This is a genomic window from Pseudomonas sp. T8, assembly GCF_024610635.1.
GTDB classification, from domain to species: Bacteria; Pseudomonadota; Gammaproteobacteria; order Pseudomonadales; family Pseudomonadaceae; genus Aquipseudomonas; species Aquipseudomonas chlororaphis_I.
Genome location: NZ_CP102374.1, coordinates 5716205 through 5742734, shown reverse-complemented (window position 1 = coordinate 5742734; position 26530 = coordinate 5716205). Strand labels below are relative to the sequence as shown.

The following is a 26530-nucleotide window of genomic DNA, read 5'->3' as shown; positions in this document are numbered from 1 at the left end:
GACCTTACCGTCCTGATCGTCGAAGACGACCCCCATGTCCTGCTCGGCTGCCAGCAGGCCCTGGCCCTGGAAGACATTCCCTGCGTCGGCGTCGGCAGCGCCGAAGAAGCCCTGGAGCGGGTCGGCGACAACTTCGCCGGGATCGTCATCAGCGACATCCGCCTGCCGGGCATCGACGGCCTGGAACTGCTGACCCGCCTCAAGGCCCGCGACCGCAGCCTGCCGGTGGTGCTGATCACCGGTCACGGCGATATCTCCATGGCCGTCGGCGCGATGCAGAAAGGCGCCTATGACTTCATGGAAAAGCCCTTCTCCCCCGAGCGCCTGGTGGAGGTCGCCCGGCGCGCCCTGGAGCAGCGCGGGCTGGCCCGGGAAGTGTCGTCGCTGCGCCGCCAGCTGGCCGAGCGCGACTCCCTCGAAGGACGGATCATCGGTCGCTCGCCGGCCATGCAGCACCTGCGCGAGCTGATCGCCAACGTCGCCGACACTTCGGCCAACGTGCTGATCGAAGGCGAGACCGGCACCGGCAAGGAACTGGTCGCCCGTTGCCTGCATGATTTCAGCCGCCGCCATACCCACCAGTTCGTCGCCCTCAACTGCGGCGGCCTGCCGGAAAACCTGTTCGAAAGCGAGATCTTCGGCCACGAGGCCAACGCCTTCACCGGCGCCGGCAAGCGGCGCATCGGCAAGATCGAGCATGCCCACGAAGGCACGCTGTTCCTCGACGAAGTGGAAAGCATGCCGATGAACCTGCAGATCAAACTGCTGCGGGTGTTGCAGGAGCGCACCCTGGAGCGCCTGGGCTCGAACCAGAGCGTGGCGGTGGATTGCCGGGTGATCGCGGCGACCAAGTCCGACCTCGACGAGCTGGGGCGCGCCAACCAGTTCCGCAGCGACCTGTATTACCGCCTGAACGTGGTGACCCTGGAGCTGCCGCCGCTGCGCGAACGGCGCGAGGACATCCTGCAGTTGTTCGAGCACTTCCTGCAGCAGTCGTCCCTGCGTTTCGACCGCGCCGCGCCGGAGCTGGACAACCAGACCCTGTCGAACCTGATGAGCCACGACTGGCCGGGCAATGTGCGCGAGCTGCGCAACGTCGCCGAACGTTTTGCCCTGGGCCTGCCGGCGTTCAAGAAGTCCAGCGGCAACGCTGCGCAAGGCCTGGGCTTTGCCGAAGCGGTCGAGGCCTTCGAGCGCAACCTGCTCAACGACGCCCTGCAACGCAGCGGCGGCAACCTGACCCAGGCCAGCCAGGAACTGGGCATGGCCAAGACCACGCTGTTCGACAAGGTCAAGAAATACGGCCTGAGCCACTAACCGACATCTGCGAGAAGTACCGTGGATTTATTGCTGAAAGCCTGCCTGGGCGCCGCCGTGGTGGTGATCCTCGCCGCCCTGGCCAAGACCAGGAACTACTACATCGCCGGCCTGGTGCCGCTGTTCCCGACCTTCGCCCTGATCGCCCACTACATCGTCGGCAAGGGCCGTTCCATCGACGACCTGAAGACCACCATCGTCTTCGGCATGTGGTCGATCATTCCCTACTTCGTGTACCTGGCAACCCTCTACGTAATGGTCGACCGCCTGCGCCTGGAAGCCTCCCTGGCGGTGGCCGCGGTGGCCTGGCTGATGGCCGCCACCGTGCTGGTCAGCGTCTGGGTCCGCGTCCACGCCTGAAGCCTGCGGTGCCCATGCGTTTTTTTCGCGAGCAAGCTCGCTCCTACAGGTGACGCTGGGTCCATGTAGGAGCGAGCTTGCTCGCGATGACGTCCGACCTGCCTCGCCGAGGTGCTGGCCCGTCCCTTGCATTTACCCTGTAAAGCCCGCTCTGCCTGCGTTTGCGACCTGTGACGCCGGCTTTTTCGAGGGGCGCTGCCATGGGTAAATCCTGCTTTGAACATTCTCGATCTCGACCACAGCCTGACCGCCCAGGAGCCTGTCCAGCGCCGGCTGCGCAGCGGCCAGGCGCGACGCCTGGACCTGCTGGACCTGGGCCCGAAACTGCGGCTCTGGTCCACCGAACGCACCTACCGCCACTTCACCGAGCGCCTGCGGCAAAGGCCCGCGCACAGTGGGCCGCAGCCGGAAATCTTCTTTGTCGGCTCCGGTGACTACCACCACCTGACCCCGGCCTTCCTGGCCGACCTGCAACAGCCGGTCAGCCTGATCCACTTCGACAACCACCCCGACTGGGTGCGCTTCGCGCCGCGTCGGCACTGCGGTTCCTGGGTCAACCGGGCCCTGCAGCTGCCGCATATCCAGCGCATCGTCACCCTCGGGCCGTGCAGCGACGACCTGCACAACCCGCAGCTGCGCGGCGGCAACCTCAAGGCGCTGCGACGCGGCAAGTTGCAGCTGTTTCCCTGGCAGCACGCGCCCTCCAAGGTATGGGGCCGGGTCGGCGACGGCGCCGGGCACCAGCAGCAGGAAAACCACCTGCACTGGCGCAACCTGGCCGGGCTCGACTGGCCTGCCTTCCTCGAGCAGATGATCGATAGCCTGCCGACCCAGGCGATCTGGATCACCATCGACAAGGACGTACTGGCCAGCGCCGACGCCGCGACCAACTGGGACCAGGGCGGCATGCGCCTGAGCCACCTGCTGCAAGCCCTGCGCAGCCTGGCGGCGCGCAAGCGCATCCTCGGTATCGACGTCTGTGGCGAGTTCGCCGCGCCGGCCTTCAGCAACGCCTTCAAGCGCTGGGAAGCGCGCTCCGACCAGCCGCCGGCCGAACGCTGGAGCGAGGCCGACCTGCTGCGCAATGCGACCACCAACGAAGCACTGATGGCGCTGTTCGAGGAGCTGTTCCCGTGACCCTGACCGTTATCTTGCTGGTGGCTTTTTCCATCGTCCTCGACGTGATCGGCCAGCTCTGTTTCAAGCTCGGTCTGGACCGCCTGCCGGAACTGGAAGGCGGTTTTCGCCTGAACGCCTTCTGGGGCCAGGTGTTCAACGCACCACTGTTGTGGTGCGGCATCGGCGCCTATGTAATCGAGTTTTTCGTCTGGCTCGAAGCCTTGTCCCGGGCGCCGCTGAGCCTGCTGTTCCCGGCCGCGGCCCTGGCCTATTGCGGCGTGGTCCTGGCCGGCAAGCTGATCCTCGGCGAGAACGTCAGCCGCCGGCGCTGGCTGGGCACCCTGGTCATCACCCTCGGCGTGATGCTGGTGTGCGTCGCCAGCACCTGAGCCCCCTTCAACGCTTCACAAGGAAAGACGGTATGACTGCACAGACTCACGGCTGGCTCCACGGGCGCCTCGGCACCCTGGTGCTCTGGGCCCTGCTGATCGGCTTCGAAAGCGCCGGCCAGATCGCCACCAAGGTCGGTGGCGATCAGCTGGGCCAGATGGATTTCAACCTGCAATGGCTGGCCGCGGTGGCGGTCAACCCGGGAGTGCTGCTGGCGATCGCCTGCTACATCGGCGCGTTCTTCGTGTGGATGCTGATCCTGCGGCGCAGCAGCCTGTCCCTGGCCTTCCCCCTGAGTTCGCTGGTGTTCGTGGTGGTGTTGCTCGGCTCCTGGCTGGGCCTGGGCGAGCAGATCAGCCTGCTGCACTGGGTCGGCGTGCTGGTGATCATCGGCGGGATCGCCCTGCTGGCCGAGGGCGAGGAAGCCTGAAGGGCTTTATGTAGCCGCTGCCGCAGGCTGCGATAAGGCCGAAGGCCTTCAGCGATCTCAAGATCCTGCGCCCGCTTCGCTGTCGATCGCAGCCTCGCAGGCTCGGCAGCGGCTACAGGTGCGCGGGTGTCAGGGCTTCGGGTGTTTCAGCAAGAAACCCAGGCCATGGGCCACGGGAATTGCCTTCACCCCCGCCGCCCGCTGCTGTTCGCGGATCTCGCGGTGGAAGGCCTTGACCCGGGTCCAGTGCATCTTCGGCCGGTAGTGGTGTTCGGCGTGGTAGCCGTTGTTCATCCAGATCAGGTTGTAGAGCCGGCTGTAGGAACTCACGCCCCAGGCGATCGGCAGGTCCGGGTTGCCGCCCAGGTGCTCGTAGTAGCCATTGAGCGAAGACAGCGACTGTCCCAGGTACCAGAACGGCAGCAGCACCAGCAGCACATGCCAGTCGTATAGCGCCAGCGCCACATAGGCCAGCACTGTCACGCCGATTTCCACCTTGACCCAACGCGCGTCCGCCGGGCGCTTGCGCTGCATTTCCTGGTAGATGGCCTTGGGGTCGTCGCGGAAAAAACTCAGGAAGGTGTAAGCCCAGACATTGTCTGGCTGGCCATTGCGGCCATGCAGGTAGATCGACAGCGGGTCGACCGTGGTGCCGTCCGCCCCGGGCCGATCCGAGTTGCCACGGTGATGGCGGTTATGGATATCGCGGTACAGGGTCTGGGAAAAACCGATGGTCACCGACAGCAGCAGGTCGAAGGCGCGGTTCAGCCAGGGCAGGCTGAAATAGGCGTTGTGGATCTGGTTGTGGGAGATGCTGTTGATGCTCCACGACAGGCTGACCGCATACAGCAGCGCCGCCGGCAGGATCACCCACCAGGACAGACTGTGAAAGGCCAGCACCAGCCAGAGCACGAAGGAAAAATGCGCCAGGGCCATCAGGATCGGGACGATGTCCCACAGCGAATGGGCGAGCAGGCGATAAGCGGGACGAGCCATGAAGAACTTCCTGAAAAGTGGGTTCATGGCTGCCAGTGCAAAGGGTGGACCAATTCCTCCGATGTAGGAGCGAAGCTTGCTCGCGATGAATGCTGACGCGGTGCTTCAGGCACTGCGCAGCGCCTGGATCGCGGGCAAGCCTCGCTCCTACAGAAACAGCGCATGCCGGCAGAGGTATTCCGCCCCGTTTTTGTAGGAGCGAAGCTTGCTCGCGATGAATGCTGACGCGGTATTTCAGACACCCCGCGGCGCCTGGATCGCGGGCAAGCCTCGCTCCTACAGAAACAGCGCATGCCGGCAGAGGTATTCCGCCGCGCTTTTGTAGGAGCGAAGCTTGCTCGCGATGAATGCTGACGCGGTATTTCAGACACCCCGCGGCGCCTGGATCGCGGGCAAGCCTCGCTCCTACAGAAACAGCGCATGCCGGCAGAGGTATTCCGCCCCGTTTTTGTAGGAGCGAGGCTTGCCCGCGATGACGACCTGGAGCACGCCCCGCAAGCCCGGCGATAAGGCCTTGGCGGGCCTCAGAACTGGTAGCTGAGGGCGGTCTGGACCTGGCCCTGATTCACTTCGCCGCGCTCGCGCACCAGGGTGCTGTCGGCCGCCGAACCCGTCAGGTGAATCCAGCTGGCGCTGGTCATCCACGACCAGTTGCCGCCCAGGGGCACCTGCAGGTTCTGGGTCAGGGTCAGGTTCTGCAAACCGCCGCCGGCGCTGTAGCGGCCGATGCCCGTGGCCTGGGCCTCGGCGTCGCTGATGCCAAAGAAGGTCTGGGTCTGCCGGGCATCGGCGAAATGCGCGGTGAGGTTGTTGCTGCCAATGATCCCCAAGCCCAGGGGATAACCGATTTCACCGCCGACCTTGCCCAGCAGGCCACCCTGGCCCTCGCCCGCAGCCACCGCGCTGCCAAGGGAGGCGAACAGGCGCCAGAAGTCGTCCGGCGCGTACTGGATGTAGCCGCCGACATCGGCCATGTTCGGCACGTCCCGCAGGCCGCGCAGCGAGCCGTTGGCGTTACGTCCCGGCAAATAGTTGATATAGGGCCCGGCGCTGAAACCATTGCCCTTGAAGGCATCCCAGGTCAGGCCGTCGTCGGTGTCGAGGCTGACATCGCCCCACTCCAGATCGACATAGGGCAAGGGCACGGTGTCATGCCGGCTGCCGCTGGGGTCATGGGGTTGGTAGCCGATGCCCAGGCCCAGCGAACCGCCCAATCCATCCTGGCCCCCCTCCTCGGCGAAAGCCCCGCAGGCAGCCCCTAGCGACAGCAGGACGGCAAGCAGGGCGGAGCGTGTGAAGCTGAACATGGCGCGGGTTTCCTGGAGTGAAGATGCGCGCATCAATCACCACCCCGCCCCCTCCCTGCAAGCACTGATGTTGTTTGTAGCGAGCTACAAAATTTGTAGCTCCAGCCACCCCACCAAACGCCTTTTCCCCGTGCAGAGCCCGGCCCGCCTGGGCCGAAGGCAGTTGGCACAGTCCCTGCTCCAGTGCCTGGCATGCGCAAAGTGCGCTCCTCTCCAACAGGTAACTGCAGATGATGCACTGGCATATCGTGTGTGACTTCGACGGGACCATCACCCGCACCGACGTGATCGACAACGTCCTCCAACGCTTCGCCGACCCGAGCTGGGAAGACATCGAGCAACAATGGCTGGACGGCCATATCGGCTCCCGGGAATGCCTCAGCCGCCAACTGGCGCTGGTCAAGGCCTCGCCCGCCGAACTGCTCGCCTGTTTCGACAGCGTCGAGATCGATCCAGATTTCCCCGACTTCGTCGATCACGTGATCGGCCTGGGCGCTTCCCTGGAAGTGGTCAGCGACGGCATCGAGCAAGGCATCGCGCGGATCCTCGCGCGCCACTACGTGAGCCTGCTGCCGATCCTCGCCAACCGCCTGCGCCAGGTCGACCAGAACAGCTGGCGCATCGACTTCCCGCACGCCAGCGACGCCTGCCGCGCCGCATCCGGCAACTGCAAATGCAAATCCACGCCCAAGGGCAAGCGGGTGCTGGTGATCGGCGACGGCCAGTCCGACATGTGCGTGGCCGCCAGCGCCGACTTCGTGTTCGCCAAGGGCCGCCTGGCCGAGTACTGCCAACGCAACGCCATCCCCCACGCGACCTTCGATTCCTTCGCCGAACTGCCGGCACTGCTGGCCCTGCTGCCCAACGAAGCGGCCAATGCCGGCGCCTTCGCCCTCGACAACACCACCGAACATTGCGTCCCCACTCAGGAACTCTTCCATCATGTCTGACATTCGTATCGCAACCGCAGAAGACCAGGTGCTTCTGGAAAAAGAAGCCAAGTACTGCTCCTACGGCGACACCGTCCACTACATCGAGCCGCCACGGATTTTCAGCCGCTGCGAAGGCTCCTACGTCTGGGACACCAGCGACCAGGCCTACCTCGACCTGCAGATGTGGTACTCGGCGGTGAACTTCGGTTATGCCAACCCGCGCCTGAACAATGCCCTCAAGCAACAGATCGACACCCTGCCGCAGATCGCCAGCCAGTACCTGCACAAGGGCAAGATCGAGCTCTCGGAAATGATCGCGGTGGACGCCAAGAAGAAATTCGGCCTCGACGGCCGCGTGCACTTCAACGTCGGCGGCTCGCAGTCCATCGAGGACTCGCTGAAAGTCGTGCGCAACGCCACCCATGGCAAGAGCCTGATGTTTGCTTTCGAGGGCGGCTACCACGGTCGTACCCTCGGCGCTTCGTCGATCACCTCCAGCTACCGCTACCGTCGCCGCTACGGCCACTTCGGCGAGCGCGCCAACTTCATTCCCTTCCCCTACCACTTCCGCGGCCCCAAGGGCATGACCAAGGAAGAGTACGGCAGCCACTGCGTGCAGCAGTTCGCCCGGCTGTTCGAGACTGAATACAACGGCGTGTGGGACCCGAAAGTCGGCCAGAGCGAATACGCCGCCTTCTACGTCGAGCCGATCCAGGGCACCGGCGGCTACGTGATCCCGCCGATGAACTTCTACAGCGAGCTCAAGCACGTGCTCGACCAGCACGGCATCCTGATGGTGGTCGACGAGATCCAGATGGGCTTCTACCGCACCGGCAAGCTGTGGTCGATCGAGCACTTCGACGTCAAGCCGGACGTGATCGTCTTCGGCAAGGCCCTGACCAACGGCCTCAACCCCCTGGGCGGCATCTGGGCCCGCGAAGAGCTGATCAACCCCAAGGTGTTCCCGCCGGGTTCGACCCACTCCACCTTCGCCTCCAACCCGCTGGGCACCGCGGTAGGCCTGGAAATGTTCAAGATGACCAGCGAGATCGACTACGGCGCGATGGTCATGGAGAAGGGCAAGTACTTCCTGGCCGGCCTGCAGGACCTGCAAAAGCGCTACCCGATCATCGGCGACGTCGACGGCCTGGGCCTGGCGCTGCGCTGCGAGATCTGCACCAGCGACGGCTTCACCCCGGACAAGGCGACCCTGGACTACATGGTCGAGGAAGGCATGAAGGGCGACATCGAGATCAATGGCCAGCGCCTGGGGCTGATTCTCGATGTCGGCGGCTACTACAAGAACGTCATCACCCTGGCCCCCTCGCTGGAAATCAGCTACGCGGAGATCGACCTCGGCATCGCCCTGCTCGACCGTCTGCTGGACCGGGCCATGAAACGATGACAGCACAGATCGATCCGGGCGCCGGCATCGACCTGGGCCAGGGCGACGCCGGCTTCATCCTCGGCAATGGCGAGGTCGCGGTGTTGTTGATCCACGGCCTCACCGGCACCCCGACGGAACTGCGTCGGGTGGCCGTCGGCCTGGCCCAGGCCGGGTGCACGGTGTACGTGCCGACCCTGGCCGGGCATTGCGGCAACAACGCCGACCTGCAGGCCACCGGCTGGCAGGACTGGTACGAGGGCGTGCGCCGGACCTTCGTCGGCATCCGTCAGCGTCACCGGCAGGTGTTCGTCGGCGGCCTGTCGATGGGCGCCGTCATGTCCATGTACCTGGCCTCGGAACACCCGGGGCAGGTCAGCGGCCTGCTGATGTATTCGACCACCCTCAAGTACGACGGCTGGAGTATCAACAAGCTGGCGTTCCTCACCCCGCTGCTGATGAAGATTCCGTTCGGCGTGCACATCTGCAGCTTCGAGGAGAAGCCGCCGTACGGCATCAAGAACAAGCGCCTGCGGGCGGTGGTCGAGCGGCAGATGAAGGCCGGCGAAAGCAGCAGCGCCGGCCTGCTGACCATGGAAGGGGTGACTGTGCGCGAGCTGCACCGGATGAACGCGGTGGTGAAAAAACGCATGCCGTCGATCACCACCCCGGCGCTGGTGCTGCACTCCATCGAGGACGACATCACCAGCCGCTGGAACGCCGACTATGTCGAGCGCAAGCTCGGCGGCCCGGTGGTCAAGGTGCTGCTCGACAACTGCTACCACATGATCACCGTCGACCTGCAGTACCGCCGGGTGGTGGAGTTGAGCGCGGACTTCATCGAACGCCAGGCGGGCCCGCGGCCCGCGGTGTATGACGACCAGCGCCAGTTCGCCTGATTCAAGGACCGCACGTGATCACCAGCCAAGTCTTTTCGAGCATCCAGGCCATCGACCGCAGCGCCTGGAACGACTGTTTTCCCGGTGCCCTGGAGAATTGGGACTATTACCTGGCAGTACAGGACGCCGGCATCGAGGACTTCACCTGGCGCTACCTGGCGGTGTTCGAAGACGAGAAGCTGGTGGCCGCCGCCCCGGCCTTCATCACCCGTTATCGCCTGGACACCACCGTCTCGGGCCCGGCCAAGCGCCTGAGCGAACGCCTGCAACGCTGGTGGCCGGGGCTGCTGCAACTGCCGCTGTACGCCATCGGTTCGCCGGTGGCCGAACAGTGCCACGCCGGCACCGCCAGCCATATCCCCGCGGTGCGCCGCCAGGCCCTGCTCGGGCAACTGCTGCACCTGGCCCGGCGCGACGCCGACGCCCAGGGCATCGGCCTGCTGGCGGTCAAAGATGCCGCCAGCCAGGACCGGCAATGGGCCGCCAGCTGCCAGGCATTCGGCCTGCAAGCCATGCCCAGCCTGCCCAGCGCCCTGCTGCCGGTGCCCTTCGGCTCGCAGGATGCCTACCTCGGCACCCTGGGCAAATCCACGCGCAAGGACCTGCGCCGCAAGTTGCGTGCGCCCGGGCCGCGGATCGAATGGCGACGCAACATCGACGACGTCCTGCCCCAGGTCATGCGCCTGTATGAAGCCACCCTGCGGCGCAGCGACCTGCAATTCGAACGCTTACCCGCGCCCTACTTCACCGGTATCCTCCAGCACTTGGGAGAGCGTGCCGCCTGCGTGCTGTACTGGGTCGACCAACAACTGGTGGCCTTCAACCTGGTGCTGCTGGACGAGCACCGGCTGATCGACAAATTCTTCGCCCACGACCTGGAGATCAGCCGTGAGCACAACCTGTATTTGCGCAGTTGGATGGCCAATGTCGACTACTGTATCCAGCACCGGATCGCGCTCTACGAATGCGGCCAGGCCGGTTATGCCAGCAAGCTGCGCCTGGGTTGTAGCTTCACCGGCAACAGCCTGTTCTTCCAGCATCGCAACCCGCTGCTCGACACCCTGCTCAAAGGGCTGAAATATGTTCTCCGGCCGGATCGCACCGACCCCGCCATGGCCGCTGCACTAAGCGAAAGTTCATGACCAGAAAAGACCGCCGCACCCCTCGCCCTTTCGCCATCTCCCGCTGGAGCCTGCAGCGCAAGCTGGTGCTGGCGTTCTGGATGGTCAGCGTGATCCCCACGATGATCGCCGCCGAGCTGGCGGCCACCACCCTGTCGCAGATCTTCGACAGCAACGTGCGCATCTGGCTGCAGGAATCGACCAAGATCGTCGAGGACGAAATCACCGAGACCCTGCGCGACAACGCGCGCATCGCCCAGCTGTTCCTGCGTTATGCCAGGCCGCCCACCGACCGCAACGCAGCCAAGCACGACAAGCTCACCGCCGACATCGCCGACTCCATGGGCATTGATGTAGTGGCATTGATCCGCAAGCGCGACCACCAGGTGGTGTTCAGCACCGCCGCCGACGATATCGTCGGACAGATCAGCCTGGCCCATAACGCCGTGCTACAGACCCTGCAGGTCGGCGGCGTGGCCACCGGCGCGGTGGTCTCGACCTTCCAGACCACCCTCGACGGCATCGACTACCAGCTGCTGATCGCCACCTACCTGGACGCCAGCTTCCTCACCAGCGTGGCCGACGTGCACTCCCTCGACCTGCGCCTGTACCTGGCCAAGGCCAACGACTTCGCCGAGATCTTCGCCACCCAGCGTTTCGAGGACCACCCGACCCAGGTGCCGGAAAAGATCGAGAACATCCTGCGCGACACCCGCCAGCCCACGGAGCAGTTCACCAGCCGCTACAGCGGGCTGTACCGGCCGATCTTCAACGACAGCGGCGAACTGGTGGGGGTGATTTTCAGCGGCCTGCTGCGCCACAGCAGCCTGGTGGGGCTGGTCAACCAGAGCAACCTGTTCATCCTGATCTTCCTGCTCAGCTCGGCGGCGTCGCTGGCCGTCGGCTGGCTGGTGTCGAAACGCCTGACCATGCCCCTGCGCGGCTTGTCCAAGGGGGTCCAGGCGGTGATCGCCGGTGACTACCGGCAACGGGTGCCGGTGATTGGCGGCGACGAACTGGCAGAGCTGAGCAGCACCTTCAACCACATGAGCGAACGCCTGGGCGAACTGCAGCATCTGGAAGCCCAGTTGCGCCGTCGCGACCGCCTGCACGCCCTGGGCGAAGTGGCCATGGGCCTGGCCCACGAGATCCGCAACCCCCTGGGCATCATCAAGACCGCCACCCAACTGCTGCACCGCCGTGCGGATCTGCCCGAAGGCGACAAGCGTCACCTGGAATACGTGATCAGCGAAGTCAGCCGGATCAACGACCTGATCACCGACTTCCTCGACTTCGCCAAGCCCAGCGCGCCGATCCGCTCGACCCTGCTGGCGCGGCCGCTGGTGGAGGAGCTGATCGGCTTCTGCGAGCCGGAACTGGCCAGCCACAAGATCGACGCGCAGATCGACGACCAGGCGCCGGGCGCGACCCTCTACGCCGACGCGCGCCAGCTCAAGCAGGCCTGCCTGAACCTGATCCTCAACGCCATCGACGCCATGCCCGCGGGCGGGCGCCTGACCCTGGGCATCGCCCAGGACGCCGAGCACACCATCCTGCGGGTCACCGACACCGGCCAGGGCATCGAGCCGGACATGCTCGAACGCATCTTCACCCCCTTCGTCACCACCAAGGCCTCGGGCACCGGGCTGGGCCTGGCCAAGGTGTTCTCGATCATGGAAAACCATGACGGGCACATCGAATGCAGCAGCGAAATAGATGCCGGCGCCACCTTCAGCCTGTACATTCCGGCCAAGGGTGAGGATGACGAAGAGGATGATGAAAATGAGCAAAAGGCCCAGCCATGACGCATAACCTGCTGGTGGTCGACGACGAGCCCAAACTCTGCGACCTGCTGTCCTCGGCGCTGAGCCAGGACGGCATCCAGGTGTTCACCGCCGGCAATGGCCTGCATGCGCTCAAGGTGCTGGAACAGGAAGAGATCGACCTGGTGATCAGCGACTGGCGCATGCCCGGCATGGACGGCCCGCAGCTGCTGGCCGAGGTCAAGCAGCGCTACCCGCAGATCCCGGTGATCGTCATGACCGCCTACAGCACGGTGAAAAACGCCGTGCAGTCGATGCGCAACGGCGCCTACGACTACATCGCCAAGCCCTTCGACATCGACGAGCTGGACATCACCGTCAGCAAGGCCCTGCAGTTTCGCGACATCCTCAAGGACAACCAGCGCATGCGCGCCGAGCTCGACGAGCACCGGCAGATCGACAGCCTGGTGGGCGACAGCCCGACCTTCCGCCGGGTCCTGCAAGCGGTGGACTCGGTGCGCGAAAGCAACGCCACCATCCTGCTGACCGGCGAAAGCGGCACCGGCAAGGAGATGGTCGCCCGGGCCATCCACCAGCACGGCAACCGAGCCAACAAACCCTTTGTCGCGGTCAACTGCGCGGCGATCCCCGAAGGCCTGCTGGAAAGCGAAATGTTCGGCCATCGCAAGGGCGCCTTCACCGGCGCCGTGGCGGACCGGATCGGGCGCTTTCAGCAGGCGGACAAGGGCACGCTGTTTCTCGATGAGGTCGGCGACATGCCGCTGGCCCTGCAGGCGAAGATCCTGCGCGCCTTGCAGGAACGGGTGATCGAACCGGTGGGCGACCCGCGCGAGCGCAAGGTCGATGTGCGGGTGATTGCCGCCACCAACAAGAACCTGCTGGAGGCGGTGGCCAACAAGGAGTTTCGCGAAGACCTGTATTACCGCCTCAATGTCTTCCCGATCCCGCTGCCCGCCCTGCGCGAGCGGGTCGAGGACATCGCACCCCTGGCCCGGCACTTCGCCCACACCCTGGGCGCCACCGCCGGCAAACGCATCACCGGTTTCAGCCCGCAGGCCTTGCAGGCCATGGCCAACTACGCCTGGCCGGGCAATATTCGCGAACTGCAGAACTGCGTCGAACGCGCGACCATCGTCGCCGCGGGCGCGGTGATCGAGGAAAGCGACCTGCCGGGTTATCTGTTCAGCTCACCGCCGCTGAACGCCGGAGCCAGCGCCCTGCCCGGCGACAGCCTCAGCGTGCCCAGCGACCTGGACGCGGCCCTGGCCGAAGTGGAGAAGGCCTACATCCTCGCCGCCCTGCAACAGAGCAACGGCGTGCAGGCCGCCGCCGCGCAGTTGATCGGCATTTCCGAACGCAGCTTCTGGTACCGCCTGAAAAAACTCGGGATCCAGGTCGACAAGATCGTCCGCTGATACACGCCCATCCCCTAGAGCCAAGGCCACCACGGATCTGTAGGAGCGAGGCTTGCCCGCGAAAGCGGTACCTCAGACACACCACATTGCCCCAATCGCCGGCAAGCCTGGCTCCTACGCAAGCCTAGGTCAGAGCAGGTTCGGCGCGGGCAGCGGATCGATCTGCGCCCAGTGCGAGGTGTCTTCGCGATGGCTTTGCAGGTAGGGCAGCACCGCCGCCAGCAACGGCGCCTTGAAGGCTTCCTGGAAGCGATGGGCCAGGCCCGGGATCAGCTTCAATTGGCTGCCCTGGATATGCGCGGCCAGGTGTACGCCGTGCATCACCGGCAGCAGCGGATCGGCGGTGCCATGCACCACCAGGGTCGGCACGCGCAGCTGGTTGAGCAGGGCCACCCGGCTCGGTTCGGCGAGGATCGCCATGATCTGGCGCTTCACCCCTTCCGGGTTGAAGGCACGGTCATAGGCTTCCGCCGCCTGGTGCAGCAGCGCTTGCCGATCGTCGGTGACCTGCGGGCTGCCAAGGGCGGCCAGCAGGTCGGCCTGCTGCTCCAGCGCCACCTCACGGTTCGGCGCGCCGCGCCGCGACAACAGCTGCACCAGCGCCGCGTTGGGCGCCGGCAGGCCTTCGGCGCCGGAGCTGGTCATGATCAGGGTCAGGCTCTCGACCCGTTGCGGCGCCATGGCCGCCAGGTGCTGGGCGATCATCCCGCCCATGCTCGCACCCAGGACATGGAACTGCTCGACCTGCAGGGCATTCATCAGGCCCAGGGCGTCGTCGGCCATGTCGGTCAGGCTGTAGGGCGCGGCCACCGGCAGGCCGAGCTTGTAGCGCAGCACCTCGAACGTCAGGTTGGCGTTGGCCGGTGCCTGGCGCCAGGTGGACAGGCCGACGTCGCGGTTGTCGTAACGGATCACCCGGAACCCCTGCTGGCACAGGGCAACGACCACTTCGTCCGGCCAGTGGATCAACTGCCCGCCCAGGCCCATCACCAGCAGCAGCGCCGGATCGGAGGCACGGCCGATGCTCTGGTAGGCCAGGCTCACCTGCTCCAGTTCGACCCTTTGGGTCGGTACGTTGACATCACAGCGAGACGCCGCCTGAGACGGCAGGCCGAGCAGCAGCGCGGCCAGGAAAACAGTCGTTGAAAACAATCTTGCCCACATGAAGAAACACCGAAACGCAGAAGCCCAGTAGAGCGCGAGTCTGATGAACTTTGATCGAGCGCGCTGCCACAGTTACGTGACAGTTTGATGAAGATTGCCGAGTGGTCATAAAACCCTGTAGCCGCTGCCGAAGGCTGCGATCGGCCCGAAGGGACGCAGCGATCTTGAACCCGCTGAAGGCCTTCGGCCTTATCAGCAGCCCGCGGCAGCGGCTACAAAAGCCCGCAGCATCGTGCCCCGGCCCACTGTAGGAGCGAAGCTGGCTCGCGATGGTGGTGAACGATGATGCGGTGTTCCTGACGCAGCGCGGCGCCTGTGGGCTCATCGCGAGCAAGCTCGCTCCTACAGGGGGCAGGTGTTGCGAGGGATCAGGCCTGTTGGTTACGCAACTGACGGGCGGCGGCGACCATGTTGACCAGGGCGGCTTCGGTTTCCGGCCAGGCGCGGGTCTTCAGGCCGCAGTCCGGATTGACCCACAAACGTTCGGCGGGGATGCGCCGGGCCGCCTTGCTCATCAGCTTGACCATCTCGGCGGTGTCCGGCACCCGCGGCGAGTGGATGTCATACACCCCCGGGCCGATGTCGTTCGGGTAGTCGAAGGCCTCGAACGCCTCCAGCAGCTCCATGTCCGAACGCGACGTCTCGATGGTGATCACGTCGGCATCCATCGCCGCGATGGCCTGGATCACGTCGTTGAACTCGCTGTAGCACATGTGGGTGTGGATCTGGGTGTCGTCGCGCACCCCAGAGGCGGTCAGGCGGAAGGCTTCCACCGCCCAGTCCAGGTACGGCTGCCAGTCCGCCAGGCGCAGCGGCAGGCCCTCGCGGAATGCCGCTTCGTCGATCTGCACGATCTTGATCCCGGCCTTCTCCAGGTCCACCACCTCATCGCGCAGGGCCAGCGCCAGTTGCCGGGCCTGCACCTCGCGGGACACGTCCTCGCGGGGGAAGGACCACATCAGCATGGTCACGGGCCCGGTGAGCATGCCCTTCATCACCTTGTCGGTCAGGCTCTGGGCGTAGCTGATCCAGTCCACGGTCATGGCCTGCGGGCGGCTCAGGTCGCCGTAGATCACCGCCGGTTTCACGCAGCGCGAACCGTAGCTCTGGACCCAGCCGAAACGGGTGAACAGGTAACCGTCCAGTTGCTCGGCGAAGTACTCGACCATGTCGTTGCGCTCGGCTTCGCCATGGACCAGCACGTCCAGCCCCAGGCGCTCCTGGACCTGCACCGCGTGACGGATTTCGCAGCGCATGGCGTCGGTGTAGTCGTTGTTCGACAGCTTGCCCTGCTTGAATGCCTGGCGCGCCAGGCGGATCGACGCGGTCTGCGGGAACGAACCGATGGTGGTGGTCGGGAACACCGGCAGCTTCAAACGGGCGTGCTGCTGGGCAATGCGTTGGGCAAAGGGCGAGTGACGCTGGCTGTCGGCGGCGCTGACCGCCTTGAGCCGCGCCTGGACCTCGGCCTTGTGGATCCGCGGCGACTGCGCGCGGCTGGCCTGCACCTGGCGGCTTGCGGCCAGGGCCGCTTGCACCGCCGGAGCCTGGGGATCGTTCAGGGCGTCACGCAGCACCGAAATCTCGCCGCATTTCTGCACGGCGAAGGCCAGCCAGCTTTTCAGCTCGGCATCCAGCTGGTCTTCCCGGGACAGGTCCACCGGGCTGTGCAGCAGCGAGCAGGAACTGCTGACCCACAGGTTGTCGCCAAAACGCTCCTGCGCCGCTTGCAGCTGCTGCAGCGCCTGCTCCAGCTCGCAACGCCAGACGTTGCGGCCGTTGACCAGGCCTACAGACAGAATCTTGTAGGTCGGCAGGCGATCGAGCACCTGGGTCAGTTGCTCCGGCGCCCGCACGGCGTCGATGTGCAGGCCGTCCACCGGCAGGCCGACGGCCAGCCCGAGGTTGTCCTGCAGGCCGCTGAAGTAAGTGGCCACCAGCTTTTTCAGCGGCGAGTACTGGAGGATGTGGTAGGCCCGCTCGAAGGCGCTCTTCCATTCCTGCGGCAGGTCGAGGGTCAGGATCGGTTCGTCGATCTGCACCCACTCCACGCCCTGGGCCTTGAGGCGGTTGAGGATTTCACCGTAGACCGGCAGCAGGCGCTCCAGCAGCTCGAGCTTGTCGAAGTCGTTGCCCTTGGCCTTGCCCAGCCACAGGTAGGTCAGCGGACCGATGATCACCGGCTTGACCCGGTGGCCCAGGGCGTGGGCTTCGTCGACCTCGTCGAACAGTTGCTCCCAGCTCAGCTTGAACGACTGGTCGGCAGTGAATTCAGGGACCAGGTAGTGATAGTTGGTGTCGAACCACTTGGTCAGTTCCTGGGCGTACTGGGTCTTGGCCTGATCGCCGCCACAGCAGCCAGCCGAGGCACCGCGGGCCATGGCGAACAGGGTCTCGAGGGTTGGCCGGCCCTGGGCGTCCTTGCTGCTGTCGAAGCGCTCGGGAACCACGCCGAAGGCCAGCGAGTGAGTCAGCACCTGGTCGTACCAGGCGAAGTCGCCCACCGGCAGCAGGTCGATGCCGGCGTCCTTTTGCAGCTGCCAGTGCCTGGCCCGCAGCTGGCGTCCGACGTCTTGCAGCGCCTGCCGGTCGAGGTCGCCCTTCCAGTAGGCTTCGAGGGCTTTTTTCAGTTCACGGTCGGCGCCGATGCGCGGAAAACCAAGGGTGTGGGCCAAGGCCATGGGTGGGTTCCTCCCGGTAAAAGATGGCGCTATTGTCGACAGCCAAGCCAACATGAGACAAACTCAACCTTTTCGTGTTGATCACAAAATTTACTCATGGAGACCCTGGTGCTCGAAATCCGTCACCTGAAGACCCTGCACGCCCTGCGCGAAGCCGACAGCCTGGTCGAAGCCGCCGAACGCCTGCACCTGACCCAGTCCGCCCTGTCCCACCAGTTCAAGGAACTGGAAGAGCGCATGGGCATGCCGCTGTTCGTGCGCAAGACCAAGCCGGTGCGCTTCACCAGCGCCGGCCTGCGCCTGCTGCAACTGGCGGACGCCACCCTGCCGTTGCTGCGCGCCGCCGAACGGGACATCTCCCGCCTGGCCGGCGGCACCGCCGGGCGCCTGCACATGGCTATCGAATGCCACAGCTGCTTCCAGTGGCTGATGCCAACCATCGACCAGTTCCGCGACGCCTGGCCGGAAGTCGAGCTGGATCTGGCCTCGGGTTTCTCCTTCGCCCCGCTGCCGGCCCTGGCCCGCGGCGACCTGGACCTGGTGGTGACCTCCGACCCGGTGGAACTGGCGGGCATCACCTACGTGCCGCTGTTCACCTACGAGGCCATGCTGGCGGTGGCCAACCAGCACCGCCTGGCCAGCAAGCCCTACATCGTTCCGGAAGACCTGCTCAGCGAAACCCTGATCACCTACCCGGTGGAGCGCGACCGCCTGGATATCTTCACCCGCTTCCTGGAACCGGCCGACATCGAGCCGGCCCAGGTCCGTACCTCGGAACTGACGGTGATGATGATGCAGCTGGTGGCCAGCGGCCGTGGTGTGTGCGGTATGCCCCACTGGGCGCTGCATGAATACAGCTCACGGGGTTATGTGAAGGCCAAGCGCCTGGGGGAAAAGGGCCTGTTCGCCACGCTGTACGCGGCGATCCGCGCCGACATGCTGGACGCGCCCTATATGCGCGACTTCCTGCTGACCGCCAAGGACACCTCGTTCTCGACCCTGGACGGGGTCAGCGCGGTACGTTGAAAAGCCGCGTCGGCCTGGAGGAGCGGGGGAAATTCAGAGAGGGGAGACGACTTCACGCCACAGGTGAAGCTTGTCGAAGTACTCGACGCCCACCCGCACCGCCAGCGGCTCCAGGCCGAACTGGACGAAACCGCAACGCTGGTACAGCGCCAGGGCTGCGTCATTGCCAGCAGTGACGGTCAGTTGCACCAGCCGCACCCCGGGGCGTTTGCGCGCCTCCTGCAGCAGCGCCTGGACCAGTTGGTAGCCCAGGCCGCCGTGGCGATAAGGCTGCGCCACATACAGGCCGAACAGTGTGGCCTTGTGCCGGGCTTTTTCCCGGACCTCGAATGCCAGCCCGACAATGCCCACCAGCTCGCCCCCCTCGAAGGCCCCCAGCAGCAGGTCCAGCGGGTTGCTCAGCCGCGACGCCCACCAACTCAGGGGCATCGCCGCGCGTTCGGCGACGCTGGAAGTAAAAGCCTGCGGATGACGCTCATAGGCTTCGAGCATCAGCGCGCGGTAGGCCGCGGCGTGACTGGCATCGAGGTGCTGGATGGACATGGTTGGTCGAGGCCCCGGGCTCGCGGGTGAATGAAAGGATCAGGCCGTCTGGCGTTGTTCCAGCAGCAGACGCACCGCCAGCCCGGCCAGCACGAAGCCCATGAAATAACGCTGGGTCGCCAGCCACAGCGGGTTGTGCACGAACCAGGCGGCGATTCCCGAAGCGAACAGCGCGATCAGCAGGTTGACGCTGAAGCTCACGCTGATCTGGGTCAGGCCGAGGATGATGCTCTGGGTGAACACCGAACCGTGTTCAGGGCTGATGAACTGGGGAAAGACCGAGAGGTAGAACACCGCAATCTTCGGGTTCAGGGCGCTGGTGAGAAAGCCCATCAGGATCAGCTTGCGCGACGAGTCCGGCGGCAGCTGCTGCGCCTCGAACGGCGAACGCGCGCCCGGCTTCAGGGCCTGCCAGGCCAGCCACATCAGGTACAGGGCGCCAACCCACTTGAGCACTTCATAGGCCACCGGCACCGCCATGAAGACCGCGGTCAGGCCGATCGCCGCGGCGAACAGGTGGACGAAGAAACCGGCCACCACGCCGACCAGCGAGGTCACGCCTGCCCGGCGGCCCTGGCAGATCGAACGGGAGATCAGGTAGATCATGTTGGGGCCGGGGGTCAGCACCATCAGCAAGGCTGCGGCGATGAAGATCAACATGTCGTGAAGGGGAATCATGATGGGCAATCCTTTGTCCTTGAAAAATCAGGCCGAGGCCAGTTGCGAGGCGCGATAAAACGGCAAGATCAGGTCGCGTGTCAATGGGGCCAGGGTGAGCTCGTCGCCAGCCTCCGGATCGATCCAGCAGACCTCCTCGATTTCCGCCGCGGGGCGGACCTCATCGGTGTCCAGATCGAGGCGAAACAATTCGGCCTCGACCACAAAACCCGGCTCGTTGGCCGCCGGTGCGCAAAAGCGTCCCAGGTAACGGGCGTCGGCCGGGTCGATACGCAGCCCGAGTTCCTCCTCCAGTTCACGGGCCAGGGCCTGGGCCGGCAACTCGCTCGGCTCGATCTTGCCGCCCGGCTGCATGAAAGCCTGGGTGCCGCGCTTGCGCACCAGCAGGGTACGGCCGTCGGGGCCGATCAGCAGGGCCGCGGCGATACGGATAAGGGGGGGTGTGGTGCTTGAAAGAGTCATGAAAAACCTGGATCGGTTACGCGAGGCGGCAAGGATCCCATGACTGGCGAGTCGTCGTCACGACACAGTCGGCCGCTGTTTTTTCCATACACCCGGCGCCTCGGGTGGCGGGACGAAGCGCTGGCCACCCAGGCCTTCCATGGACGGGCCGGAATAGAGAGGGGAATAGAAAAGAGAATGCCGCCCGCTCCTGCAGCGATGCAGGAACGAGCGGGTACGCGGCAAGGGCCTGGGCCATCAAGCGTTGCCGGTCTTGCCGGACGAACCGAACGACGCGAAACGCTTGTTGAAGCCGGCGATCCGCCCTTCGGACTGGGTCTTGCGCTGCTGGCCGGTGTAGACCGGGTGCGAGGCGCTGGAGACGTCGAGGGTGACATAGGGATAAGTGTTGCCATCGCTGTGGCGCTGGGTGCGGTCGGTGTCCACGGTGGAACCGATCAGGAAGTACACATCGGCGGCGGTGTCATGGAACAGCACGGTGCGGTAGGCGGGATGGATATTGGCTTTCATGGGATTCTCCAGGGATAGCTAAGGCTGAACTGCGTTATACAGTAACATTATTCAGCCATAGAAACGAGAACCAGTTGCAATAAGGAAAGCTGTCAATCGTCTATCGACCTCGGCAACGCCTGGCTCCAGGCGTTCACGCTTGCCCAAAGCGCTCAACGAACAGCCACTGTGGGTATTAACTGGCGCAATCGCCTGGAAGATTCGCTGCTACGGCTCAAGGGGCACGCAATTGACTGCCCGTAAACTGGAGTCGCGCACCTGGTGCTCAGCGGTTGCTCCAGCAAGGAGATCGCTCGTAAGCTGCAAATCTCTGCCGAAACCGTGAAAGTCCATAAGAAACACATCTACGCCAAGCTGGGCATCAAGTCCCAGTCCGAGCTGTTTTTGATTTTTCTCCAGGCGCAGAATGCCTGACGCCTGAAGCTGCCATGTGCGCACAGCTGCCGCGCCACGGCCGTTCTCTACAACAACAAGATCGTTGGCCACACAAGAAGAATGAGTACCCAAAAACGAAATCTATAGAGTCCGAACCAAGGAAACCGTATGAGCCTGTCCCTCCTGAGCCGCTACGCCTTCTTTGCTGCCTGCGTGATTTTCACCCTCGCCAGCTTGCCCTTTCTCGAACATGACTGGCTCTGGCCATTCACCCTGGTCACCTTCCTGCTCAGCCTGCTGGGCATTTTCGACCTGCTGCAAAGCCCCCACGCGGTGCGCCGCAACTACCCGATCCTGGGCAATATCCGCTATCTGGTGGAAGGCATCCGCCCGGAAATCCGCCAGTACCTGCTGGAGTCCGACAGCGACGCACTGCCCTTCTCCCGGGCCCAGCGCTCGCTGGTCTATTCGCGGGCCAAGAACGAAAGCGCCGACAAGCCGTTCGGCACCCTGATCGACGTCTACCAGTCGGGTTTCGAATTCATCGGCCACTCCATGCGCCCCGCGCCCCTGAGCGACCCGAGCACCTTCCGCGTCACGGTCGGTGGCCCGCAGTGCAAGCAGCCCTACTCGGCCTCGGTGTTCAACATCTCGGCCATGAGCTTCGGCTCCCTCAGCGCCAACGCCATTCGCGCCCTCAACCAGGGCGCCAAGCTCGGCAACTTCGCCCATGACACCGGCGAAGGCAGCATCAGCCCCTATCACCGGGAAAACGGTGGCGACCTGACCTGGGAACTGGGCAGCGGCTATTTCGGTTGCCGCACCAGCGATGGCCGTTTCGACCCGGAGCGTTTTGCCCAGCAGGCGCAGAACCCGCAGGTGCGGATGATCGAAATCAAGATGAGCCAGGGCGCCAAGCCCGGCCACGGCGGCATCCTGCCCAAGCACAAGGTGACCCAGGAAATCGCCGACACCCGCGGCATCCGCATGGGCGAGGACTGCATCTCGCCATCGAGCCACAGCGCCTTTTCCACGCCGATCGAAATGATGCATTTCATCCAGCAGCTGCGTGAGCTGTCCGGCGGCAAACCCGTTGGCTTCAAGTTCTGCCTCGGCCACCCGTGGGAGTTCATGGGCATCGCCAAGGCCATGCTGGAAACCGGCATCCTCCCCGACTTCATCGTGGTCGACGGCAAGGAAGGCGGCACCGGCGCGGCACCGGTGGAGTTCACCGACCACATCGGCGCGCCGATGCGCGAAGGCCTGCTGTTCGTGCACAACACCCTGGTGGGCCTGAACCTGCGCGACAAGATCAAGCTCGGCGCCAGCGGCAAGATCGTCAGCGCCTTCGACATCGCCAGCGTGCTGGCCATCGGCGCCGACTGGGCCAACTCGGCGCGCGGCTTCATGTTCGCCATCGGCTGCATCCAGTCGCAAAGCTGCCACACCAACAAATGCCCGACCGGCGTCGCCACCCAGGACAACCTGCGCCAGCGCGCGCTGGTGGTGCCGGACAAGGCGCAACGGGTGTTCAGTTTCCACCGCAACACCCTCAAGGCCCTGGCCGAAATGCTTGCCGCCGCGGGTTTGAATCACCCATCGCAACTGGAAGCCAAGCACCTGGTGCGACGCATGTCGGCCACCGAGATCAAGCTGTTCTCGCAGTTGCATGTGTTCCTCAAGCCCGGCGAACTGCTCACCGGCGCGGTCACCGGCGAGTTCTATTCGCGCATGTGGCAGCTGGCGCGCGCCGACAGCTTCGAGCCCAACAGCGAAGCCGCGGCCTGACTGGCCACCCTCGACGCCCCGCCGTTGCGGCGGGGCGTTATTTATCGATCTGCAACGGACGCAACCCAGTGCTCAAAGTCATCGCCGAAGACTTCATCAAAGCCGAACACCTCGACACCGTGCGCCCCTGGTACGCCGAACTGGTGGAGAAAACCCGCCAGGAACCGGACTGCATCGCCTACGACCTGTTCGTCGACCAGCAAGACCCGGGGCACTTCATCTTTATCGAGCAATGGCCAGACCGCGCGGCGCTCAAGGCCCATTGCCAGACCGAGCACTTCACCCGCCTGGTGCCGCAGATCAACGCCTTCCAGGCCAGGGAATGTCGTGTGCTGCTGATGGACGAATTCTGAAAAAACACCCCCTGCGATGCTGACCGGACCACCGAAAGCACGGCGCAACACCCCTGACTTTTGGGAGATCCATATGCCGCTGTTGTCATTCGAATCGTTGTCCAGCCAGTTGCCCACCAGCTGGAAGTCCTCCGTGGTGGGCCAGGTCGGGCCGGCACGCATCAAGGTGCTGCGCATGGACGAACAGGCCCACGCCGAAGAAAGCCACGACTACAACGAAGCCCTGCTGGTGACCCATGGCTGCCTGCGCCTGGGTATTGCTGGCCGTGAGGTGACAGTCAGCGCGGGCCAGATGTACCTGGTCGAAGCCGGCCTGCCTCATGCAGTGCTGCCCGGCAGCCACGGCACCCTGGTGATCATCGATGTCTAGCCGGACCGCCGGCCCTCACCAGTGCAACCTCTTGATCGGCGCCGGCTCTTTCATGACGATAAAACCGTAGTCCCCCAGCAGGTAGATCCGGTAGTAGCGGCTGTCCACCAGCGGTGGATAGCCCTGGTAACCGACCAGGGTCGCATTGCGCCGTTCCCTTTCCGCAACCACGTTGGTAATGCCCACCTTGGGCAGGTTCTCGGCCAGCATGAAGAAGTCGATGTTCAGCAGGTAGTGCAGCACCGGCATCTGCTTGAACGAGCCCGCGGCCGCCAGCAGCCAGTGATCGGAATAGGTCACCGACATATAGATGCGCTTGGCCTCGCGCAACGGTGGGTGGCTGGTGATGTCGCGTTCAAGGCTCGACAGCGCGCTGGCCACCAGGGTTTTCTGCACCGTCAGCACCCGGCCATAGGCGAACGACAGCGACAGCATCGCCAACAGCGGCACCATCAGCAGCAGCGGCAAGCGCTCATGAAGCTTCGCCAACGCCAGGTGGCCCAGATAGAACAGCAACACCAGCAGCGACGCAAAGCCCATCAAGGTCCGGGCGCCTTCATTGAAGTCGCGGAAAAACAGCGCGGTCCCCGACACCAGCAAGATCACCAGCAGTAATGCCAGCAGGCAGACCAGCGCCATCACGACCTTTTTCAGGCCGCTGTCCGGCCGCTTGAACAGGTTCATCCCCAGCCGCACGCAACCGGCAAGGGCGCACAGCGCCAGCGCGGCGAACACCCAGGCGAACCCGCCGTGAAACAGCAGCACGACTTTTTCCAGCACCCGGCCGATGTTGACCTGCAGTTGCAGCAGGGGCTGCGACGACCAGTTCAACAGCAAGGTGCGGGTCTGATCCATGAAGGGGTAGGCGGTGACGCAATAGATCATCCAGCCCAGGGCCGCCTGGGCGATCTTCCAGCCGATCATTTCCCACCAGCGCGGCCAGGCAGTCTTGTCATTGGCGCCGCGGATCACCTCCAGGCAGCACAGGCCCAGGAACACGTTGATGCTGATCTGATACAGCCCGATGGCCAGCGCGACCAGCAAGGCCGGCACCAGCCATTGCAGCACCCGGTACGGGTTGCGATAGGTGATGGCGAAGATCACCGCCACCAGGCTCAAGGCCATGGCCGGGCCGTCGTACTGATACGACAGGTTCTGCAGAAAGAACGGGTTGTACCAGAGCGGCAACAGCACCATGCAGCAGGCCGCCGTCGGTTGCGGGTAGTAATGGAAAGTCAGGCGGGTCAGTGCCGAGGCCATGGCGAGCGTGGCGATCAGCAGCGGCAAGGGAAAGATGTTCGGCGCAGCGCCGCTGAAGGTCAGGGCGTTGTAGAACAGTTCGGTAAACAGCCGCCCCTGCTCCGTCCAGGCGGTGCCGGCCGACAGCGAACGCCAGTTGTCATCGATATAGGGAAAGTCGGCGAGGATCAGCGGCAGCACATACAACATGGTGGCGAACAGAAAAAACAGCCAGACCTGGCGGCGTCCGAGTTCCCCGCTGAGCAAGCTGCCCATTCTGTCCATGCTAGAGCCCCAGGCGGTCTTTGCCGCCGATGACGTCCTTGATCACGTAGCGCGGCCGATGCTTGGCCTCGATATAGATACGCCCGACGTACTCGCCGAGAATGCCGATGCCGATCAACTGCACGCCGCCGAGAAACAGAATGGCGGTCATCAACGAAGGGTAGCCGGGCACGCTGTTGCCGAAGAAGATCTTGTCCAGGACCATGTACACCGCGTAGAGCACGGCGAAAATCGAGATGCCGCCACCGACGTAGGTCCACAATCGCAACGGCACGGTGCTGAACGAGGTGATGCCTTCCAGCGCCAGGTTCCACAGCTTCCAGCCATTGAACTTGCTGTTGCCCGCCACCCGCCCGGCGCGCTCGTACTCCACCACCACCGTGGTGAAGCCGGCCCACGACAGCACGCCCTTCATGAACAGCTGGTGCTCGGGCAGGGTGCGGATCACATCGACCACCTTGCGATCCATCAGCCGGAAGTCGCCGACGTTTTCCTCGATCCGGGTGTAGGCGATCCGGTTCAGCAGGTGGTAGAACAGCGCCGCGCTGCAGCGCCTCAGGTAACTGTCGGCGGCGCGCCCGCGGCGTTTGGCGAGCACCACATCGGCGCCCTTCTGCCACTCCTCGATCAGCCGCGGGATAACGCTGATCGGGTCCTGCAGGTCGACGTCCATGGGAATCACTGCATCGCCAGTGGCGTGTTCCAGCCCGGCGAACAACGCCGGCTCCTTGCCGAAATTGCGCGAGAAGTTGATCAGCAGCACCTGCTCGTCCACCTGCGCCAGGGCCTTGACCTCCTCGGCTGTGCGGTCGGAACTACCGTCGTTGATAAACACGATCTCGACTTCGCCCTGCTCGAAGCGCAACTCGCGACGCACCGCCTGGTAAAACAGGCCGATGGCCTGCTCTTCATTGAAGACCGGAACGATCAGCGAGATCTTCATGGCTCACACTCGCGGAACACCAGGTACTTGGCGAACAGAAACCCCGCCACCAGGCTCAGGGCGGAAAACACCAGCACCGTCAGCAAGCCGGGCAGCCGCCACACATCCCCGGCATGCCCGACACCCAGGCTCAGCGCGCCCATGCCGCCCAGGAACAGCAGATAGCCGCCGATCGACCTCCTGGCGGCGAAGGTGAAACGCGCATTCATATAGAAAGAAAACGACGCCGCGACGCAAAAGGCCGCCAGGTTGCTGAGCGCCTGGCTGAGGCCCGCCACCAGGCTCAGCAAGAAGAACACCAGCCAGTGGATAAAGGTGTTGGCGATGCCGATCACCGTGTATCTGGAGATTCCCTTCCATAAGAGTCTCATGGGTGACTCTCCCGCGTTGAATATCGCTCAACTTGTATGGCAGGTTTTTCTGCCCATCGATTGGCGAAATCGCTGATCCAGCGCTCTTTCAGACGTGCGGCATCCAAGCTGGCCCGCATGGGCCGTTGTCGTGCAAGCCGCCTCCCTGGCCTCTCCTCGCCTGGCTGCTTGCCCGCAACAAATTGCATAAATGCATAATTTAATTTGCACAAATGCATATTACGGCTAAGGTTACCCCTGAGCCCGACCGGAGCAGGCCATCGAGGATGGCGAACCCCGCAGGCCGGT

General features: G+C 64.4%; 26 protein-coding genes and 1 pseudogene. 16 read left to right on the top strand and 11 right to left on the bottom strand.

The features are described from left to right. The first annotated feature begins 39 nt into the window (after positions 1-39). The 5 genes from NRG23_RS26095 to NRG23_RS26075 all read left to right on the top strand — a co-directional run bounded on the left by NRG23_RS26095 (position 40) and on the right by NRG23_RS26075 (position 3616). On the top strand, positions 40-1317 hold the full coding sequence (locus NRG23_RS26095; RefSeq protein ID WP_231999343.1) for a sigma-54 dependent transcriptional regulator: 1278 nt from the start codon (positions 40-42) through the stop codon (positions 1315-1317). A 30-nt stretch (positions 1318-1347) separates the two neighbouring features. Further along, positions 1348-1677: a GlpM family protein gene (locus tag NRG23_RS26090; protein WP_162096444.1), complete on the top strand. Its 330-nt coding sequence runs from the start codon at positions 1348-1350 to the stop codon at positions 1675-1677. 216 nt (positions 1678-1893) lie between these two features. Then, entirely contained in the window at positions 1894-2814 is a 921-nt protein-coding gene (locus NRG23_RS26085; protein ID WP_009050571.1) for a hypothetical protein, read from the top strand. Continuing rightward, positions 2811-3185: an EamA family transporter gene (locus tag NRG23_RS26080; protein WP_009050572.1), complete on the top strand. Its 375-nt coding sequence runs from the start codon at positions 2811-2813 to the stop codon at positions 3183-3185. Before NRG23_RS26085 ends, NRG23_RS26080 begins: the two co-directional genes overlap by 4 nt. 32 nt (positions 3186-3217) lie before the next feature. Next, complete coding sequence (locus tag NRG23_RS26075; protein WP_009050573.1) at positions 3218-3616, top strand: EamA family transporter; 399 nt, start codon at positions 3218-3220, stop codon at positions 3614-3616. A 129-nt stretch (positions 3617-3745) separates the two neighbouring features. Here NRG23_RS26075 and NRG23_RS26070 read toward each other — a convergent pair whose 3' ends face one another. Next, positions 3746-4612, bottom strand: coding sequence for a fatty acid desaturase (locus NRG23_RS26070; protein ID WP_257372821.1), 867 nt, complete (start codon positions 4610-4612; stop codon positions 3746-3748). Positions 4613-5136: 524 nt separating this feature from the next. Further along, positions 5137-5919 (bottom strand): MipA/OmpV family protein, encoded by a 783-nt coding sequence (locus NRG23_RS26065; protein ID WP_038634816.1) that lies wholly within the window; start codon positions 5917-5919, stop codon positions 5137-5139. A 230-nt stretch (positions 5920-6149) separates the two neighbouring features. On the opposite strand from NRG23_RS26065, the gene NRG23_RS26060 reads away from it, so the two are divergent. The 6 genes from NRG23_RS26060 to NRG23_RS26035 are packed head-to-tail and all read left to right on the top strand — an operon-like array spanning position 6150 to position 13454. Further along, positions 6150-6869 (top strand): MtnX-like HAD-IB family phosphatase, encoded by a 720-nt coding sequence (locus NRG23_RS26060; RefSeq protein ID WP_009050576.1) that lies wholly within the window; start codon positions 6150-6152, stop codon positions 6867-6869. Continuing rightward, positions 6862-8256 (top strand): aspartate aminotransferase family protein, encoded by a 1395-nt coding sequence (locus NRG23_RS26055; RefSeq protein ID WP_038634819.1) that lies wholly within the window; start codon positions 6862-6864, stop codon positions 8254-8256. The genes NRG23_RS26060 and NRG23_RS26055 overlap by 8 nt, the downstream gene beginning before the upstream one ends. After that, positions 8253-9134: a carboxylesterase gene (locus NRG23_RS26050; RefSeq protein WP_009050578.1), complete on the top strand. Its 882-nt coding sequence runs from the start codon at positions 8253-8255 to the stop codon at positions 9132-9134. Before NRG23_RS26055 ends, NRG23_RS26050 begins: the two co-directional genes overlap by 4 nt. Positions 9135-9148: 14 nt before the next feature. After that, a complete protein-coding gene (locus NRG23_RS26045) occupies positions 9149-10276 on the top strand; it encodes a GNAT family N-acetyltransferase (protein ID WP_009050579.1) in 1128 nt (375 codons plus the stop codon). Beyond that, a complete protein-coding gene (locus NRG23_RS26040) occupies positions 10273-12060 on the top strand; it encodes an ATP-binding protein (RefSeq protein ID WP_110175349.1) in 1788 nt (595 codons plus the stop codon). The genes NRG23_RS26045 and NRG23_RS26040 overlap by 4 nt, the downstream gene beginning before the upstream one ends. After that, positions 12057-13454: a sigma-54 dependent transcriptional regulator gene (locus NRG23_RS26035; RefSeq protein ID WP_257372815.1), complete on the top strand. Its 1398-nt coding sequence runs from the start codon at positions 12057-12059 to the stop codon at positions 13452-13454. Before NRG23_RS26040 ends, NRG23_RS26035 begins: the two co-directional genes overlap by 4 nt. 129 nt (positions 13455-13583) lie before the next feature. Here the strand turns inward: NRG23_RS26035 and NRG23_RS26030 are convergent, their stop codons facing one another. Both NRG23_RS26030 and metE read right to left on the bottom strand, forming a co-directional pair. Next, complete coding sequence (locus NRG23_RS26030; RefSeq protein ID WP_038576210.1) at positions 13584-14618, bottom strand: alpha/beta fold hydrolase; 1035 nt, start codon at positions 14616-14618, stop codon at positions 13584-13586. Between the two features lie 368 nt (positions 14619-14986). Continuing rightward, positions 14987-17299 (bottom strand): 5-methyltetrahydropteroyltriglutamate--homocysteine S-methyltransferase, encoded by a 2313-nt coding sequence (gene metE, locus NRG23_RS26025; protein WP_257372811.1) that lies wholly within the window; start codon positions 17297-17299, stop codon positions 14987-14989. 108 nt (positions 17300-17407) lie between these two features. Between metE and metR the strand changes: the two genes are divergently transcribed. After that, positions 17408-18325 carry a transcriptional regulator MetR gene (gene metR / locus NRG23_RS26020; protein ID WP_009050584.1) on the top strand — a complete coding sequence of 306 codons (918 nt, stop codon included), beginning with the start codon at positions 17408-17410 and terminating at the stop codon, positions 18323-18325. 33 nt (positions 18326-18358) lie between these two features. Here metR and NRG23_RS26015 read toward each other — a convergent pair whose 3' ends face one another. From NRG23_RS26015 to NRG23_RS26000, 4 genes are all read right to left on the bottom strand, one after another. Further along, on the bottom strand, positions 18359-18868 hold the full coding sequence (locus tag NRG23_RS26015; protein WP_257372808.1) for a GNAT family N-acetyltransferase: 510 nt from the start codon (positions 18866-18868) through the stop codon (positions 18359-18361). Positions 18869-18907: 39 nt separating this feature from the next. After that, positions 18908-19546, bottom strand: a complete 639-nt coding sequence (locus NRG23_RS26010) for a LysE family translocator (RefSeq protein ID WP_009050586.1) — start codon at positions 19544-19546, stop codon at positions 18908-18910. A gap of 27 nt (positions 19547-19573) precedes the next feature. Further along, complete coding sequence (locus NRG23_RS26005; protein WP_038576204.1) at positions 19574-20008, bottom strand: NUDIX domain-containing protein; 435 nt, start codon at positions 20006-20008, stop codon at positions 19574-19576. A 237-nt stretch (positions 20009-20245) separates the two neighbouring features. Beyond that, on the bottom strand, positions 20246-20518 hold the full coding sequence (locus tag NRG23_RS26000; protein WP_009045397.1) for a type B 50S ribosomal protein L31: 273 nt from the start codon (positions 20516-20518) through the stop codon (positions 20246-20248). Positions 20519-20738: 220 nt separating this feature from the next. Here NRG23_RS26000 and NRG23_RS32710 point away from each other — a divergent pair. From NRG23_RS32710 to NRG23_RS25980, 4 genes and pseudogenes are all read left to right on the top strand, one after another. Further along, positions 20739-20932, top strand: a pseudogene (locus tag NRG23_RS32710) (response regulator transcription factor); the annotation flags it as partial. Between the two features lie 129 nt (positions 20933-21061). Continuing rightward, positions 21062-22681, top strand: coding sequence for an FMN-binding glutamate synthase family protein (locus NRG23_RS25990; protein ID WP_023967086.1), 1620 nt, complete (start codon positions 21062-21064; stop codon positions 22679-22681). A 68-nt stretch (positions 22682-22749) separates the two neighbouring features. Further along, entirely contained in the window at positions 22750-23034 is a 285-nt protein-coding gene (locus NRG23_RS25985; RefSeq protein WP_081359939.1) for a putative quinol monooxygenase, read from the top strand. Between the two features lie 73 nt (positions 23035-23107). Beyond that, positions 23108-23404 carry a cupin domain-containing protein gene (locus tag NRG23_RS25980; protein WP_124300352.1) on the top strand — a complete coding sequence of 99 codons (297 nt, stop codon included), beginning with the start codon at positions 23108-23110 and terminating at the stop codon, positions 23402-23404. A gap of 15 nt (positions 23405-23419) precedes the next feature. Here NRG23_RS25980 and NRG23_RS25975 read toward each other — a convergent pair whose 3' ends face one another. From NRG23_RS25975 to NRG23_RS25965, 3 genes are read right to left on the bottom strand one after another with little or no spacing between them, the layout of a single operon-like run. Next, positions 23420-24928: a glucosyltransferase domain-containing protein gene (locus NRG23_RS25975; protein ID WP_257372803.1), complete on the bottom strand. Its 1509-nt coding sequence runs from the start codon at positions 24926-24928 to the stop codon at positions 23420-23422. A gap of 1 nt (position 24929) precedes the next feature. Further along, a complete protein-coding gene (locus tag NRG23_RS25970; protein ID WP_009050594.1) occupies positions 24930-25871 on the bottom strand; it encodes a glycosyltransferase family 2 protein in 942 nt (313 codons plus the stop codon). After that, positions 25868-26242: a GtrA family protein gene (locus tag NRG23_RS25965; RefSeq protein WP_009050595.1), complete on the bottom strand. Its 375-nt coding sequence runs from the start codon at positions 26240-26242 to the stop codon at positions 25868-25870. The genes NRG23_RS25970 and NRG23_RS25965 overlap by 4 nt, the downstream gene beginning before the upstream one ends. Positions 26243-26530 lie beyond the last annotated feature (288 nt).